Raw genomic sequence first — 15,222 nt, forward strand, 5'->3', positions numbered from 1 at the left:
ACCGTCAGTCGGCCAGGCGGGCGGGGAAGCCGCCGGTGGCGATCGGACCCCAGGCGTCGATGGTGACCCGGATCAGCGACTTGCCCTGGCGCACCATCGCCTGCCGGTACTCGTCCCAGTCCGGGTGCTCGCCGGAGATGCAGCGGAAGTACTCCACCAGCGGCTCCAGCGCCTCGGGCAGGTCCAGCACCTCGGCGGTGCCGTCGAGGTGCACCCACGGGCCGTTCCAGTCGTCGGAGAGCACGCACGCCGACACCCGGGGGTCGCGGCGGATGTTGGTGACCTTGGCGCGCTCCGGGTAGGTGGAGACGACCAGCCGGCCGGCCGGGTCCACCCCGGCGGCGACCGGCGACGACTGCGGCCGGCCGTCGGCCCGGGTGGTCATCAGGATGACCCGGTGCCGGGGCCGGATGAAGTCGAGCAGGGCATCCCGGTCGACCCGGGTGTTCGTCGCGATGCTTCGTGCCACCGCTCGTTTCTACCAGCACCCTGGGCCGGGCACGGCCCGGGCGGGCCCCGCCGGGGTCAGCGGGGCGGGACCGGGGCCCGCCCGCCGGCCGGTTGCGCCGGGACCCGGGGGCGCACGGTCGGCCGCCACGCCCGGCCGTTGGCGTAGATCACCCGGAAACCGAGGTACGACGCCAGCGGCGCCCAGTGCGCCGAGCCCATCCGCAGTTCGGCGGCGTTGTGCCGCTGCCCGTTGGCCAGTACGTCGAGCAGCACGGTCTCGAAGGCCGCCGATTCGACCCAGTCCACTTCCCGGGTGTATCCGCAGATCAACGCAGCCCCGGTGACCTGCAGGAACTCGCGCAGCGCGGCGTCGGAGGCGCGGAGCACCGAGCAGCTGCCGAAATAGAGCCGGCGGCCCTCGCAGCGGCCGGACATCAGTTCCGCGACGTCGGCCAGTTCGACGGAGTTCCAGTCGGTCAGGCAGAGCCGGCTCGGCTCGCCGTGCATGGCGAAGAAGCCGACCCGGTAGTCGGCGTACTGCTTGAGCAGCCAGCGGTCGAGGAAGTAGAAGAGCTCGTCGCGGGTGGCCGCGTCCCGGTGGATGAACCGGATCTTCCCGAGCCGCTCCAGCAGTTCCAGCGTCGGCAGCACGGAACCCCGCTCGTTGAGGTCTCGGTGCCACTGCCCCTCGACGCAGAAGACGCCACCGCGTGCCACGCCCACCTCCGCCAGTCCGCCGCCCGGGCTGACGTTACCGGCCGCCCCGGCCAGGAGAACATCACCCTCGGTGTGACCGATTGTGACGTCCGGTGCGGTTCTGCGATTCCTGCGCCTCGTCGGCGGTGAATGGGTGATTCGCGAATGACCCTAATTCCCAGCCAAGACCCAGGAACCGCGAATCATGAGGACAATTCTCGTTAACCCTCTCCTAAGCCCCGGATCAGTGTCAGGGTGGAAATCACGGGACGTCCCGGTCGATGTCCTGAAGGCCACCCCAATCGCACTCCTATCGGGAGGACTTCTGTGCGCGTAAACACCTTGAAGCGGGCTGTCGTCGCGTTCGCCCTGGCGGTGCCCGGGGCCGCGATCGCCACGGTGGTCGCCGCGCCAGCGGCCCATGCCGACGGCTGCTACACCTGGCAACGGAACCTCTACCAGGGGCGCTCCGGCGACGACGTACGCCAGCTCCAACTCCGGGTCGCCGGCTGGGCCGGCAACCGGGACATCGTCGAGCTCGACGGCCGGTTCGGCCCGAAGACCGCCGCCGCGGTCCGCCGCTTCCAGGCCGCGTACGGGCTGCGGGTGGACGGCATCGCCGGTCCGCAGACGTACGGCAAGCTCTACCAGCTCCAGGACAACGACTGCACGCCCCGGCACTTCAGCTACGCCGAGATGGACGACGGCTGCGGCCGGGGCGGGTGGAGCGGGGGCCCGCTCTCGGCCGCCCAGACCCGACAGAACGCGCTGCGCACCATGTGGAAGCTGGAGGCGTTGCGGCGCAGCACGGGCGACAAGCCGATCTACGTGAGCAGCGGCTTCCGCAGCCGCGCCTGCAACGACCAGGTCGGCGGCGCGTCGGACAGCCAGCACCTCTACGGCACCGCCGCCGACATCACCTCACGTACCAGCTCGCTCTGCCAGCTGGCCCGGGACGCCCGCACCCGGGGCTTCAGCGGGATCTTCGGACCCGGCTACCCCGACCACGACGACCACGTGCACGTCGACTCCCGGCGGGAGAACAACCGGGACCGGACCGCGAACACCACCAGCTGGTCCGCGCCGGACTGCGGGATCGGCGCCGGCAACGACTGAGCCACGACGGCGACGCCGGCCCAGGCGGGAGGGGAATCCCGAGCCCGGGCCGGCGTCGTCCTGCCCCGGCGGGCGCTGACGGCCGTACCCTCCGCTCAGCTCGCCCGGGGCCAGCGCGGCGCGGTGGCGGGGGGAGCCACCGGCCGGCCGGAGCTGGCGGGCCGGACCGCCGGCCGCGCCCCCGGCGTGGCGGCCCGGACGGCCTGGCCGTGCAGCGGATAACCGGGGCGCGGCGCGGCCGTGGCGGTACGTGCCGGCGCGGGACCGGTCACCGTGAACGGGAACGGCACGTGCACGAACGGGTTGCCGTGCCGGATCAGGGCGTCGATCTGCCGCTCGTTGAGCCCGTGCTCCGTCAGCACCCGGCGTCCCCAGCGGTGCAGCCGGCACGGGTACGTCGCGCCGTCGTTGCGGCACAGCGGCCCCGACGGCCACTCCTCGGCGGTGTGCACCACCACCGCCCGCACCGCGAGCCGGACATCCTCCGGGGTCAGCGGGGCCGGAACCGGCACCTCGCCCAGTACCTGATCGATGGGATCCGTCGACTGCTCACCAACTCGCACGGTAGGCCTCCCGCGGCTCCGGCAGCGGTGCGGCCGACCCGCCGCACCGCATCCTCGGCCAGTGGTACGGCCCCCGCCCCCCGAAAGTTCAATCCCGGTACGCGACGAGCAGGTCCTCGGGTGACAGCACGAGGACGCCCGCGGCGGTCGCCCCGCTACGGGAGACCCACCAGGTCGATTTCCGGATCGTTCGTCCGCGTCCAGTAGCCGCCCACGACCGAGGTTCCCTCGGGTAGGTAGCCGTCGGGCAGCCGGCGCAACGCCTCCCGCACCACGGGTTCGATCGCCCTGCCGCGCCAGGACGTCCAGGACGAGGAGATCCGCCTCAGCGTCAGGTCGCCCCGTCCCCGTTCGATCTCGGGCAGGTACGTCGGCGAGGTAGTCGCTCAGGGTGGCACCAACGGGCCACTCGTCGAGGATCAGCGGTAGCCCGCCGGAGACGAGGTAGGCATCGAACGCCTCCGCAGCCGACAGATTGAGCATGTCCCGCGACAGTTCCCGGTCGAAGACCTTCTGCAGCGTGCCCTCGAAGCCGGGGTCGGTGGCGATCAGGTATGGCATCTCATCCAAGACGACCACGCTGGGCCGACCGGTGGGCAGGGCGGCGGCGAGCAGCGTGAGGGCGGCATCCCAGGTGGCCGGCTGCTGGGCCTGGATGAGGTGTATTCCAAGCGGCGCCTCGGGTCGGGGATTGGACGAGTCAGACCAGGCCGGCGTCGTGCACCAGCAGGGCCACCTGCACCCGGTTGTTCAGGTCGAGCCGGGTCAGCAGCCGGGACACGTACGCCTTGACCGTCGCCACGCTCATGTACAGCTCGGCCGCGATCTCGGCGTTGGTGCGGCCCTGCCCGAGCGCGACCGCGACCTCCCGCTCCCGCTCGCTGAGCCCGGCCAGCAGCCGCAGCGCCCGCTCCCGGCGCGGATCCGGCCCGGCCGCCGGGCCCGAACCGGTGACGTGGTCGATCAGCCGGCGGGTCACCGTCGGGGAGAGGGTGGCCTCCCCCGCCGCCACCCGGTGCACCGCCCGCACGATCTCGGCCGGTGGGGTGTCCTTGAGCAGGAACCCGCCCGCCCCGGCCCGCAACGCGCGCAGCACCTGGTCGTCGGCGTCGAAGGTGGTGAGCACCAGCACCTCCGGCGGCCGGGGCAGCGCGCGCAGCGCCTCGGTGGCGGCCAGCCCGTCGAGCCGGGGCATCCGGATGTCCATCAGCACCACGTCCGGCGCGTACGCGGCGACCGCGGCGGGCACCTCGCTGCCGTCCGCGGCCTCGCCGACCACCAGCAGGTCGGGCACCCCGCCGAGGATCATCGACAGGCCGGCCCGGACCAGCGGATCGTCGTCGACGATCAGCACCCGTACCGGCCCTTCGACGGCCGGCCGCGGCTGGTCGGCGGCCGGGCCGGGCCCGCCCGGCGCGGGCCCGGTCACGCCGGCCACGGCAGCCAGGCGGCCAGCCGGAAGTCGCCGCTGTCGTCGCGGCCGTACTCCAGCCGCCCGCCGGCCAGGTGGACCCGTTCGGCGATGCCGACCAGGCCGGTGCCGGCACCGGGGATCTCCGGATCGGCCACCCCGCCGACCGGCCACCGGTTGCGGATCTCCACGGTCAGCCCGTCGCCGGGCGCGCCGGCCAGGTCGACGGTGACAGCGGCGCCGGCGGCGTGCTTGCGGGCGTTGGTCAGCCCCTCCTGCACGATCCGGTAGACGCTGCGCCCCACCGCCGCCGGCAGCCGCTCCGCCGCACCGACCAGGTCGCGCACGCTGACCCGGACCCCGGCGGCCCGGGACTCCTCGACCAGCGCGGGCAGGTCGGCCAGGGTGGGTTGCGGGCGTTCCGGCGCCTGCCCGGCGCCGGTCTCCGCGCGGAGCACCCCGATCACCTCGCGCAGGTCCTGCAACGCGGCGTGCGCACTGCCCCGGATCACCCCGGCCGCCCGCGCCACCTCCTCCGGCGGGGCGTCCGGGCGGAACTCCAGCGCCCCGGCGTGCAGACTGAGCAACGAGATCCGGTGCGCCAGCACATCGTGCATCTCCCGGGCGATCCGGGTGCGCTCCAGCTGGCGGGCCTGCGCCACCCGCAACTGCTGCTCCGCCTCGGCCCGCTCGGCACGTTCCCGCAGCGACACCACCAGTTGGCGGCGGGCCCGGACGAACATCCCCCAGGCGAGCACGGCGACCAGGACCAGCACCGTCCAGATCATCGCCGGCCAGAACGCCATGCCAGGGTCGGGACGCAGCTCGTAGTAGGCGAAGGCGGTCAGCAGGTGCACGCCGGTCACCCCGGCCGCCAGCGGGATGGGCCGGTGCACGGTGAGCGTGAAGATGATGATCAGCAACGCCGCCGAGGCGGTCACGGAGAAGATGGAGAGCGGCAGCGTGGCCACCGCCAGCCCCACCGGCCAGCGCCGACGGACCCAGAGCCCGGCCGCCGCGGCCAGGCCGCAGACGACGTCCAGCTCCTCCAGCCAGGACGGGCCGGTGTTCAGCGCGTAGCTCGGCTCGGACGAGGCCGCGTCGACGGCCGAGAACAGGACCCAGACCACCGCGATCAGGAAGCAGAGGCTGTCGATGATCCAGTCGCGGGTGGTCCGCCGCGGGCGCCCGGCCGCCTCGGTCAACGCGCCCGGCAGCAGCCAGGGGTGGTCCGGTGCGGCGGCGGTGCTGGTCACCCGGCCATGCTAGGCAGCCGTACCGAGCGCCGACCAGCTACCAAAGTCGAGACCTCGACCTCGACCAAGGTAGCCGCGAGGCGAGACCGCCGGCCGCTGCGGGGGACCGACCGGCTCCGGCAGGGTCGTCGGCATGATCACCGTCGAACACCTCAGCAAGCGGTACGGGCGGCACACCGCCGTCGACGACGTGTCGTTCCGCTGCGAGCCGGGCACGGTCACCGGCTTCCTCGGCCCGAACGGCGCCGGCAAGTCCACCACCATGCGAATGATCTGCGGGCTCACCCCGCCGACCGCCGGCGGCAGCACGGTCAGCGGACGCCCCTACCGGCAGCTGCCCAACCCCGGGCGCGAGGTGGGCGTGCTGCTGGACGCCTCGGCCCAGCACGCCGGGCGGACCGGCCGGGAGGCGCTGACCGTCGCCGCCCAGCTGATGGGCGTGGACCGCGGCGAGGTGGCCGCCAAGCTCGACCTGGTCGGCTTGGACGGGGCCGCCGCGAAGCGCCGGGTGCGGGCGTACTCGCTGGGCATGCGGCAGCGGCTGGGCCTGGCGCACGCGCTGCTGGGCGATCCCCGGGTGCTGATCCTCGACGAGCCGGCCAACGGCCTCGACCCCGAGGGCATCTTCTGGATGCGCGGCCTGCTGCGCGACTTCGCCGACCGGGGCGGCACCGTGCTGCTCTCCTCCCACCTGCTGCGCGAGGTGGAGGCGGTGGCCGACCGGCTGGTGGTGATCGGCGGCGGCCGGATCGTGGCCCAGGGCGACAAGGCCGAGCTGCTGGCCGGCGCCGGCACCCGGGTGCGTGCCCGGGACCAGCAGGCCCTGCGCCGGGCACTCGACGCGGCCGGCCTCGACGTGACCGGTGGCGCCGACGGGGGGCTGCTGGTGCACGCCGAGGCCGAGGCCGTCGGCCAGGCCGCCGCCGACGCCGGCGTCGCGCTCACCGAGCTGCGCCCCGCCGACGGCGGCGGCCTGGAGCAACTCTTCCTCACCCTCACCGCCGGCGAACCGAACGGTGCCGGCGCGAACCCCGGTGCCGGCGACAGCCGCACCACCGGCCAGCCGACCAGGGAGATCGTCCGATGACCACCAGCACCGTCGCCACCGCACCCGCCGCCACCTCCCGGCGCCACCCGGGCGTACGCCGGCCGTCCCTGCTCCGGCTCACCGGGGTGGAGCTGCGCAAGCTCGTGGACACCCGGGCCGGGTTCTGGCTGCTGGTCACCATCGGGCTGGTCGCCGCCGCCATCGTCGTCCTCCAGTTGATCTACGCCGAGGACGCGGACCAGACCTTCACCAACTTCTTCGTCCCCTCGCTGCTGCCGGTCGGCATCCTGCTGCCGGTGCTCGGCATCCTGTCGATCACCGGCGAGTGGTCGCAGCGCACCGCGCTCACCACGTACGCCCTGGTGCCCCGGCGGGAGCGGGTGATCGCCGCGAAGCTGGCCGCGGTGGTGCTGGCCGCGCTGGCGTCGGTGCTGGCCAGCCTGGCGGTGGCCGCCGCCGGCACGCTGGTCGCCGGGGCCACCGGCGGCGTCGGCACCTGGCGGATCGAGGGGTCGCTGCTGCTGAACGCGGTGGTGCTCCAGGTGGCCGGCGTGCTGATGGGCGCCGGCTTCGGCCTGCTGCTGCTGAACACCCCGCTGGCCATCGTCACCTACCTGGTGCTGCCGACGCTCTGGTCGATCCTCGGTGAACTGGTCCGGCCGCTGCGCGGGCCGGCCGGCTGGCTGGACACCGGGCGCACCATGGAGCCGCTGCTGACCCCGGACGTCACCGGCGAGCAGTGGGGCCGGCTCGGGGTGTCGCTGCTGGTCTGGCTGGTCGTGCCGCTGGTCGCCGGCCTGGTCCGTACGCTGCGCCGCGAGGTGTCCTGAGCATGGCGGGCTACGGCGCGCCCACCCGGGTCGACGGCGGCGCGAGCGAGCTGGCGGTCCTCTGGGTGGGCCTGCCGGCGGCCGGCGCCGGGGCCGGCGCGCTGCTCGCCCGGTTCGCCGGCTGGATCGCCGACCTGCCCTGGGCACCGGCGCAGCAACTGTTCGGCGTCGTCGACCGGCTGCCCGACCCGCAGGCCGGCGTCGGCGGGCTGGCGGTCGGCGCGCTGGGCGGGTTGGTGCTCGGCGCCGTCGGCGCCGCGGAACGGCTGGTCGTCACCGTCGACGTGGAACGGGTCCGGCTGCGCCGCGGCGGCGCGGAGCGGGACGTCGAGCGACGGGCGACCCGGGCGGTCTTCGTCGACGGCAAGGACCTCGTGCTGCTCGGCGTCGACGACGAGGACCTGGCCCGGGAGCGGTCGGACCTGTCCGCCGGGCGGCTGTCCGCCGCGTTCCGCGGGCACGGCTGGCCGTGGACCGACGGCGACCCGTACCGGGACGCGTACCGGCGGTGGGTGCCGGGGCTGCCGGGTCTGCCGACCGGGGCGGACGCGCTGCTGCGGGCCCGCCAGCGCGCCCTGGACGACGACAAGGGTGGCGAGATCCGGGAGCTGCGCGGGGAACTGGCCCGGCTGGGGGTGGTGATCCGCGACGACGGCAAGCGCCAGTACTGGCGGCTGACCCGATCGGCGGTACCCGGGCCGGACCCGGCGACTTCCGGTGAGCGGGAGGTCGACGAACGGTAGCGTTGCTGACGACGGGGCCCTGGGCGCGGGGAGCGCACGATGACCGAGCAGCAGCCGTACCGGGTGGTGGCGCGGCAACCCGGCTTCGAGCTGCGCCGCTATCCGGCCCACCTGGTGGCCGAGATGCAGGTCGAGGGGACCTTCGAACGGGTCGCCGCCGAGGCGTTCCGGCCGCTGGCCGCGTACCTCGGCGGCGCCAACCGGCCCCGCGCGGGCGCTCCGGGCGCGCAGCGGGCCGGGGCGCAGACGATCGCGATGACGGCGCCGGTGGTGCAGGAGGAGGGGGACCGCCCGGGCAGTTGGCTGGTGCGGTTCGTGCTGCCGGCCCGGTTCACCGCGGCCACCCTGCCCGAGCCCGCCGATCCCCGGGTGCGGACCCGGGAGATCCCCGAGCAGCTCGCCGCCGCCGTCCGGTTCGCCGGCCGGTGGACGGCGCGGGAGTTCGACCGGCGGGCCACCGCGCTGGGCCGGGCGGTCACCGCCGCCGGGCTGCGCCCGGCCGGCGCCGTCCGCTACGCCCGCTTCGATCCGCCCTGGAAACCCTGGTTCCTGCGCCGCAACGAGGTGGTGCTCCCGGTCGCCGAGTGAGCCGGGCGCACACCTCGCCGGCCACGCTCCTCGTTGGAGATTTGCACGGGCCGGGTGCGGGTACCGCAGGACGCGTCCCGCGCCGGGCGGGACCGGGAAGGGGGACGACGATGACCTCCGGAAGCGGCGTCGCGGGCGGTGGCAGCGGCATCTTCCGGCGCAAGCCGGTCGAGGAGATCGCCGACACCAGCGGGGAGCAGCTGTCCCGGTCCCTCGGGCTGTGGCAGCTCACCGCGATCGGCGTCGGCGGCATCATCGGCGCGGGCATCTTCGCCCTGGCCGGCGCGGTGGCCAGCGAGACGGCCGGCCCGGCGGTGCTGGTGTCCTTCCTGATCGCCGGCCTGGCCAGCGCGGCCGCCGCGCTGTCGTGCGCGGAGTTCGCCGGCATGATCCCGAAGGCCGGCTCGGCCTACACCTACGGCTACGCGGTGCTCGGCGAGGCGGTGGGCTGGTTCATCGGCTGGGACCTGCTGCTGGAGTACACCGCGATCGTGGCGGTGGTGGCGATCGGCATCTCCGGCTACTTCAGCTTCCTCGTCGGCGAGCTGGGACTGGAGCTGCCGGCCTGGATGCTCGGCGCGCCGGGCACCGGCGACGGGCACGTGGTCGACCTCTTCGCGGTGGTGCTCTGCCTGCTGATCGCCTACCTGCTCAACCGGGGCATCAAGACGGCCGCCCAGTTCGAGACGTTCGTCGTCGGGCTGAAGGTCGCCGTGGTGCTGCTGGTGATCGTGGTCGGCTTCTTCTACGTCAGGACGGCGAACTACTCGCCGTTCTTCCCGTTCGGGCTGAGCGGGGCGTTCACCGGCGCGGCCACCGTCTTCTTCGCGGTCTTCGGCTACGACGCGATGAGCACCGCCGCCGAGGAGTCCCGGGACGCCCGCCGGCACATGCCGAAGGCGATCATCTACTCGCTGGCCATCTCGATGGTCCTGTACGTGCTGGCCACCCTGGTGCTGACCGGCATGCAGAACTACCGGGACATCGACCCGGAGAGCGGCTTCTCCTCCGCCTTCGCCTCGGTGGGCCTGTCCGGGCTGGCCAGCGTGATCGCGGTCGGCGCGATCATCGGCATCCTGACGGTGATGTTCACCTTCATGCTCGGCGTGACCCGGGTGTGGTTCTCGATGAGCCGGGACGGCCTGCTGCCCGCGTGGTTCGGCAAGCTGCACCCGGTACGCCGGGTGCCCACCCGGGTGACCTGGATCGTCGGGATCGGCTCGGCGTTGATCGCCGGATTCCTGCCGATCCGCGAGGCGGCGGAGCTGACCAACATCGGCATCCTGCTGGCCTTCGTGGTGGTCTGCGTCGCGGTGATCGTGCTGCGCTACCGCCGCCCCGACGCGCCGCGCACGTTCCGGCTGCCGGGCATGCCGGTGGTGCCGGCGATCGGCGCGCTCTTCTCGGTCTGGCTGATCACCTTCCTGGCGCCGGAGACCTGGCTGCGGTTCGCTGTCTGGTTCGTGATCGGTGCGTTGATCTACGCCGGCTACGGCTACCGCCGGTCGGTGCTGGCCCGGCGCAGCGCGTCCGGCCCGTCCGGCCCTTCCGGCCCGTCCGGTCCAGCGGGGCCGGCGGGACGTGCCGGGCCGGCCGGGCGGTAGCCGAGGGCGGGCGGGAAGGCCAGCAGCAGCGCCATCCCGAGGCCGGCGAGCACGCCGGACAGCGAGTAGAGCACGTCGGAGTCGGCGCTGTTGATGGCGGTGTTGCCGGCCAGCGCGGTCAGCGGCGCGCCCGGGTTGAGCGGCAGCGTGCCGATGATCACGATAAGCAGCATCGCGTACGGGCCGAGCAGGGCGGCCAGGGCGGCGAGGGCGTGCCACCGCCAGACCGGGCGCCCGTCCGGCCAGTCCCAGGCCAGCAGGGTCACCCCGGTCAGCAGCACCGCGCCGAGCAGCACTCCCGGCAGGAACCGCGGGCCGGGCGGAACCGCCCGCACCAGCAGGACACCGGCGGCCGCCGCCGCACCGATCCCGACCGCCAGCCGCTGCCGGGCCGGATGCCACCCCGGGGCCGCCGCCAACGCGCAGCCGAGGGTCAGTGCGAGCAGCAGCAGGCTGGTGACGACCGCCGCCCGGTTCAGTTCCGGCTCCCGGTCGGTCGGTGACTCGATGCCGGCGGCGATCAGCACCGACATCCCGGTTACGCAGGCGGTGGCGACCAGCGCCCGCCGATCGCGGCCACCGCGCTGCCGGCGTACGGCGAGAGCGGCGGTGCCGGCGACGGCCGCGCACCCGGCGGCGGCGAGCAGCACGCTGAAACCCGCTCCGGTGGGGTCGGCCCGGTCGACGGCCACGTCGGCGGCCAGCCACCCGCCGCCCAGCAGCACCGCCGGAACCGTCCACCGCCGGTTTCCGCCGCCGGCCAGCACGAGCCCCGCCACCGCCCCGACGATCGCCACGAAGCGCAGGTCGCGGGCCCAGTAGGCGTTGTTGCCGCGCAGCGCCTCGGGCCACGGCCCGACCTGCTCGGTCAGCGGTTGCAGGACGGTCATGCCGAGCGCCCAGAGCACCGCCGCGACGGCGGCGAGGAGGAGACCGGCGGGGCGTACCGTGCGCATGCCGGGACGGTAGCCGCTCAGCGGGTGCCTTGTCGTCCCGACCGACCCCCGGTGCGGCGCGCCCACCCCACGCGGCCCGAAGACCGCGGCCACCGGCCTTCCGCGACTAGCGGCGGTCCGCGCGTGCCCGCCCGGCCTGGGGGCGGCCCACCGAGGCCAGCAACTCGTCGAGGACGTCCATCTCGGCCCAGCCGTTGACGGCGAGCCCTCCGCCGGCGTCGACGGTGATCTCCACCCGGTCCGGGCTGGTCGCCACCGCGTCGAGCAGGCCCGGGAAGCGGTCGTTCAACAGGACGAACTCCTGGTTGGTCGAGCCCACCCAGGGTCGCGCGGCGTCGATCCGGTCGCGCCGGAACGGCCCGGCGACGAGCAGGTCCGTCTGGTCGAGCAGGGCCGCCAGATCGTCGCGGCCGGCGTCGACGGCGTGCCGCAGTTGCTCCCGCGTGTAGCCGGTGAAGGTCATCACCGACCGGCCGGCGGCGCGAACTCCCGCTGCGACCGTGGCCAGCGCTGCCGCCTGGTCGAAAGGTTCGCCGCCGAGCAGCGTGAGCCCCTCGGTGTCGGCGTCGAGCACCCGGCGGACCAGGTCACCCGGGATGACCTGCTCCCCACCACGGAAGGTCCACATGTGCGGGTTGAAGCACCCGGGGCAGCGGATGGTGCAGCCCTGCACCCAGACGGCGGTGCGCTCGCCCGGTCCCTCGGCCCGGGTGCGGGCGAGGAACCGGGCCAGCGACACGGTCCCGGCTCGGGACCGTCGGGGTTCCGGGCGATCAGACATCGAGTACGCGGCCGTGCCGTGGTTGCCCGGGCGGGGGTCCGGGGGGCGGGGCGCAGACCAGGAGGTCCCGCAGTCGCGCGTACTCGTGGGGTGCCAGGTTGGCGGCGGCAGCGAACTCGGCCAGACTGCCGAACCCGCCACGCCGGCCGCGTTCGGCCAGTACGTGCCCGGCCCGGTGCGGGTCGAAGCCCGGCAGCGCGGCCAACTCGTCCGCCCCGGCGGTGTTGACGTCGATCGGCCGGCCGGGCGGCTGCTCCGACACCGGCGGGGCGGGTTGCGGCACGGCCGCCTGACCGGGTTGCGGCACAGCCGCGACCGGGCCCGCGCCGTAGTAGGCGTCGTGCGGCCCGAAGCTCGTGCCGGGCGCGGGCGGGTGCGCCGGCGAGGTGGGCCCGGCGACCGGCACGACCGGGTGAGCCGGTGGGGCGCCGGGCGGCGGGGCCAGGGTGCCGGGCGGATACGGGCCGCCGCGCCACGCCGCCGCCGGCTGGGCGTACCAGGGACGGTAGCCGGCCCGCCAGCGCAACCACGACGAGTTGATCAGCGCGGCGTGCAGGATGCTGCCCATCCAGACCGCCAGCACCAACCCGACGCTCCAGTTGTTGGTGGCGCTGCCCTGCTCGGCTTCACCGACCAGTATGAAGGCCGTCCAACCCAGCACCGTGTAGACGATGCCCGGGATCCACCACGCCGGGCGCCGGGCACGCAGTCCCACGTAGATGAACCCGAAGCCGCCGAGGCAGCTGAACCCGAGCACGGGCAGGAGCAGCCACCAACTGTGCAGCACCCGCCACTTGAGGCTCACCCCCGGGCCCGCGGGGGGCGGCGGCCAGCCCGGACTAGGCACGCTCGACATCGCGTTCCTCCTCTCGGGCGGCCACCGGGGCGCGGTCGCGGTCGGCGGTGTAGGCGCTGCTCACCGCGCGGGCGGCGAGCAGGTCCTCCAGCACGGCGACGTAGTCGAGGCACCGGTCGCCGAGCAGGCCCTTCGTCTCGGCGCTCACCACGCCCTCGCTGTTCACGGTGACCACGATCCGCTGCGGCTCGCTCATCACGACCTGCCCTCCACGGCGAACACCAGGCGGACGGCGGCGTCCTCGGTGACCTCCTCGGACTCCAGCCGGAGGCCGGCGGCGGGAGCCTGCTGCCGCAGCCGCTCCAGCACGGCCCGCTGCACCTGCCGGCCGTAGGCGGCGTCGATCGCCCGGACGACCTCGACCGCCCGCCGCTCGTCGACCTCGCCGGTGAAGTGCGCCGACCAGACGCCGTCCTCGCCGCGCTGGAAGACCGCTCGCACGCCGGCCCAGTCCGCGGTGAGCCCGCCGTGGTCGGTGGCCACCACCGCGTCGGTGTCCCGGAGCGCGGCGGCGAGCAGGGTCTCGTCCCGCATCCGGGTCTGCACCTGGCAGACCACCCGGCCGTCCTGGTTCCGCCCGGCGGTGACACCGTGGGCGGTGGCGACGGCGGCGACGGCCAGCGGCAGCAGTATCAACGAGACGCTCATCCGGCCCCTCCCCCTCCTGAGGACGTACACACTAGAACTCGACCGCCCGTCCGCCGTGGCCACGCTGCGGGGGAGCGCCGGGGCGGTCGGCGCCCGGGCCGCCGCGACGGCCGCCGAGGTCCCAGTCCTCGGCCGCGGTCGCGGCGACGGCGCGGGTGTCGGCCCAGGAGCGTACGGCGTCGATCCGCTCGGCCTGGGTGACGCTGAGCGGCACCATGGCGCCCAGGGCGCGGACCAGGTCCTCCCGGCGCAGCGGGCGCCGTTCGGAGAACGCGTCGAAGAGCCCGCCGACGACGGCCTGCTCGATCTCGGCTCCCGAGTAGCCCTCGCTGAACTCGGCGAGCTCACCGAGCAGGGCGTCGTCCACGGTCAGGACGCCGGCCACGGCCGGATTTCGCAGCCGCCGGGTCAGGTGGACCCGCCAGATCGACGCCCGCTCCGCGCGGGTCGGCAGATCCACGAAGAAGACCTCGTCGAACCGCCCCTTGCGGAGCAGTTCGGGGGGCAGCCCCTCGAAGTCGTTGGCGGTGGCGATGACGAAGACCGGGCGGCTCTTCTCCTGCATCCAGGTCAGGAACGAGCCGAAGACGCGCGCGGACGTGCCGGAGTCGCCGGCGCCGCCGGCGAAGCCCTTCTCGATCTCGTCCACCCAGAGCACGCAGGGTGCGGTGGCCTCGGCGGTCCGGATGGCCGTGCGCATGTTCTGCTCGCTGGAGCCGACCAGCCCGGCGAAGACCCGGCCGACGTCCAGCCGCAGCAGCGGCAGCCCCCAGGCGGCGGCGATCGCCTTCGCGGTCAGCGACTTGCCGCAGCCCGGCACACCGGTGATCAGGACGCCGCGCGGCGCGGGCAGCCCGTACGCCGCCGCCTCGGCCAGCCAGGAGCCGTTCCGCTTGGCCAGCCACCGCTTCAGGTTCTCCAAGCCGCCGACGTCACCGAGGTTGACCGACACGTCGACGAACTCCAGCAGCCCCGACTTGCGGACCGTCTGCCGCTTCTCCTCGTGCACCACCGCGAGGTCGCGGCCGTCGAGCACTCCGTCGTTGACCATGGCTCGGGCGAAGGCGTTCTCCGCCTCGTGCAGGGTCAGTCCGAGAGCGGCCTTGGCGAACCGCTCCCGCCCGAGATCGTCCAGGGCCATCCGGATCCGGCCGCTGGCGGAGTTCGCGCCGATGATCCCGTCCAACACCTGCCGGATCTCCGCCTCGGTGGGGAGCGGGAAGTCGACGATCGTCACGTCCTTCTCCAGCTCCGCCGGGAGGTGCAGCACCGGTGAGATCAGCACCAGCGTGCGCGGCACCGGACCGGACTTGAAGGCCGCCACCAGGTCCCGTAGCCGGCGGACCACGCCGGGAGTGCCCGGCCGGTCACCGCCGCCGTGCGCCGGGTGCAGGTCCTTGAAGATCAGTACGCTCGGCTGGTCGATCCGCAGCGCCGCGTCGAGCGCGTCCGTCGGGTCGGTGGTGCCCTTGCGTGCGGCCCCGTCGGGTTGCACGAGCCCGGTGGTCGCCGACCAGGTCCAGATGGCGCGGGGCGTCCGGACGAGCGTGGCGTCGCGCGCCACCGCGCACACCTCGGCGATGACCCGCTGTTCCTCGAACGACTCGACGTAGAGGATGGGGAAACGTGCCTTGAGTAGTTGTGACAGTGCGTCGCGGAATCCCACCGCCACCGGC

The 15,222-nt window shown here is 74.3% G+C and carries 18 protein-coding genes; 6 read left to right on the forward strand and 12 right to left on the reverse strand.

Going from position 1 to position 15,222, the window contains the following annotated elements:
• Window positions 1-4: 4 nt before the first annotated feature.
• Both FHX32_RS26345 and FHX32_RS26350 read right to left on the reverse strand, forming a co-directional pair.
• Window positions 5-469, reverse strand: coding sequence for a PPOX class F420-dependent oxidoreductase (locus FHX32_RS26345; RefSeq protein WP_167188664.1), 465 nt, complete (start codon window positions 467-469; stop codon window positions 5-7).
• A gap of 56 nt (window positions 470-525) precedes the next feature.
• On the reverse strand, window positions 526-1,167 hold the full coding sequence (locus tag FHX32_RS26350) for a DUF6642 family protein (RefSeq protein ID WP_167188667.1): 642 nt from the start codon (window positions 1,165-1,167) through the stop codon (window positions 526-528).
• A gap of 306 nt (window positions 1,168-1,473) precedes the next feature.
• Here FHX32_RS26350 and FHX32_RS26355 point away from each other — a divergent pair, with 306 nt between their 5' ends.
• Window positions 1,474-2,262: a M15 family metallopeptidase gene (locus FHX32_RS26355; RefSeq protein WP_167188670.1), complete on the forward strand. Its 789-nt coding sequence runs from the start codon at window positions 1,474-1,476 to the stop codon at window positions 2,260-2,262.
• Between the two features lie 95 nt (window positions 2,263-2,357).
• On the opposite strand, the gene FHX32_RS26360 is transcribed toward FHX32_RS26355, so the two are convergent.
• The 4 genes from FHX32_RS26360 to FHX32_RS26375 all read right to left on the reverse strand — a co-directional run bounded on the left by FHX32_RS26360 (window position 2,358) and on the right by FHX32_RS26375 (window position 5,492).
• Window positions 2,358-2,825, reverse strand: a complete 468-nt coding sequence (locus tag FHX32_RS26360; RefSeq protein WP_167188673.1) for a hypothetical protein — start codon at window positions 2,823-2,825, stop codon at window positions 2,358-2,360.
• Window positions 2,826-2,980: 155 nt separating this feature from the next.
• Window positions 2,981-3,190 (reverse strand): DUF234 domain-containing protein, encoded by a 210-nt coding sequence (locus FHX32_RS35435; protein ID WP_167189275.1) that lies wholly within the window; start codon window positions 3,188-3,190, stop codon window positions 2,981-2,983.
• Between the two features lie 335 nt (window positions 3,191-3,525).
• A complete protein-coding gene (locus FHX32_RS26370) occupies window positions 3,526-4,272 on the reverse strand; it encodes a response regulator transcription factor (protein WP_167189278.1) in 747 nt (248 codons plus the stop codon).
• A complete protein-coding gene (locus tag FHX32_RS26375; protein ID WP_167188676.1) occupies window positions 4,251-5,492 on the reverse strand; it encodes a histidine kinase in 1,242 nt (413 codons plus the stop codon). Before FHX32_RS26375 ends, FHX32_RS26370 begins: the two co-directional genes overlap by 22 nt.
• Window positions 5,493-5,625: 133 nt before the next feature.
• On the opposite strand from FHX32_RS26375, the gene FHX32_RS26380 reads away from it, so the two are divergent.
• From FHX32_RS26380 to FHX32_RS26400, 5 genes are all read left to right on the forward strand, one after another.
• Window positions 5,626-6,579 (forward strand): ATP-binding cassette domain-containing protein, encoded by a 954-nt coding sequence (locus tag FHX32_RS26380; protein WP_167188679.1) that lies wholly within the window; start codon window positions 5,626-5,628, stop codon window positions 6,577-6,579.
• A complete protein-coding gene (locus FHX32_RS26385) occupies window positions 6,576-7,370 on the forward strand; it encodes an ABC transporter permease (RefSeq protein WP_167188682.1) in 795 nt (264 codons plus the stop codon). Before FHX32_RS26380 ends, FHX32_RS26385 begins: the two co-directional genes overlap by 4 nt.
• A gap of 2 nt (window positions 7,371-7,372) precedes the next feature.
• Complete coding sequence (locus tag FHX32_RS26390; protein ID WP_167188685.1) at window positions 7,373-8,113, forward strand: YqeB family protein; 741 nt, start codon at window positions 7,373-7,375, stop codon at window positions 8,111-8,113.
• Window positions 8,114-8,152: 39 nt separating this feature from the next.
• On the forward strand, window positions 8,153-8,701 hold the full coding sequence (locus tag FHX32_RS26395) for an SOUL family heme-binding protein (protein ID WP_167188689.1): 549 nt from the start codon (window positions 8,153-8,155) through the stop codon (window positions 8,699-8,701).
• Between the two features lie 110 nt (window positions 8,702-8,811).
• Window positions 8,812-10,305, forward strand: coding sequence for an amino acid permease (locus FHX32_RS26400; protein WP_167188692.1), 1,494 nt, complete (start codon window positions 8,812-8,814; stop codon window positions 10,303-10,305).
• On the opposite strand, the gene FHX32_RS26405 is transcribed toward FHX32_RS26400, so the two are convergent.
• The 6 genes from FHX32_RS26405 to FHX32_RS26430 form a co-directional block, all read right to left on the reverse strand.
• A complete protein-coding gene (locus FHX32_RS26405) occupies window positions 10,197-11,261 on the reverse strand; it encodes a hypothetical protein (protein WP_167188696.1) in 1,065 nt (354 codons plus the stop codon). The two genes, FHX32_RS26400 and FHX32_RS26405, sit on opposite strands and share 109 nt — an antisense overlap.
• Before the next feature lie 106 nt (window positions 11,262-11,367).
• The gene (locus tag FHX32_RS26410; RefSeq protein WP_486481325.1) at window positions 11,368-12,000 is read right to left on the reverse strand and encodes a 4Fe-4S single cluster domain-containing protein; all 633 of its coding nucleotides are present in this window, start codon (window positions 11,998-12,000) and stop codon (window positions 11,368-11,370) included.
• Window positions 12,001-12,034: 34 nt separating this feature from the next.
• Window positions 12,035-12,898 (reverse strand): helix-hairpin-helix domain-containing protein, encoded by an 864-nt coding sequence (locus FHX32_RS26415; protein WP_167188703.1) that lies wholly within the window; start codon window positions 12,896-12,898, stop codon window positions 12,035-12,037.
• Complete coding sequence (locus FHX32_RS26420) at window positions 12,882-13,094, reverse strand: DUF2997 domain-containing protein (protein ID WP_167188706.1); 213 nt, start codon at window positions 13,092-13,094, stop codon at window positions 12,882-12,884. The genes FHX32_RS26415 and FHX32_RS26420 overlap by 17 nt, the downstream gene beginning before the upstream one ends.
• Entirely contained in the window at window positions 13,094-13,546 is a 453-nt protein-coding gene (locus FHX32_RS26425; RefSeq protein WP_167188709.1) for a hypothetical protein, read from the reverse strand. Before FHX32_RS26425 ends, FHX32_RS26420 begins: the two co-directional genes overlap by 1 nt.
• Window positions 13,547-13,577: 31 nt before the next feature.
• Window positions 13,578-15,218 carry an AAA family ATPase gene (locus FHX32_RS26430; RefSeq protein ID WP_167188712.1) on the reverse strand — a complete coding sequence of 547 codons (1,641 nt, stop codon included), beginning with the start codon at window positions 15,216-15,218 and terminating at the stop codon, window positions 13,578-13,580.
• Window positions 15,219-15,222: the final 4 nt, after the last annotated feature.

It is taken from the genome of Micromonospora sp. CNZ280, from assembly GCF_011759515.1.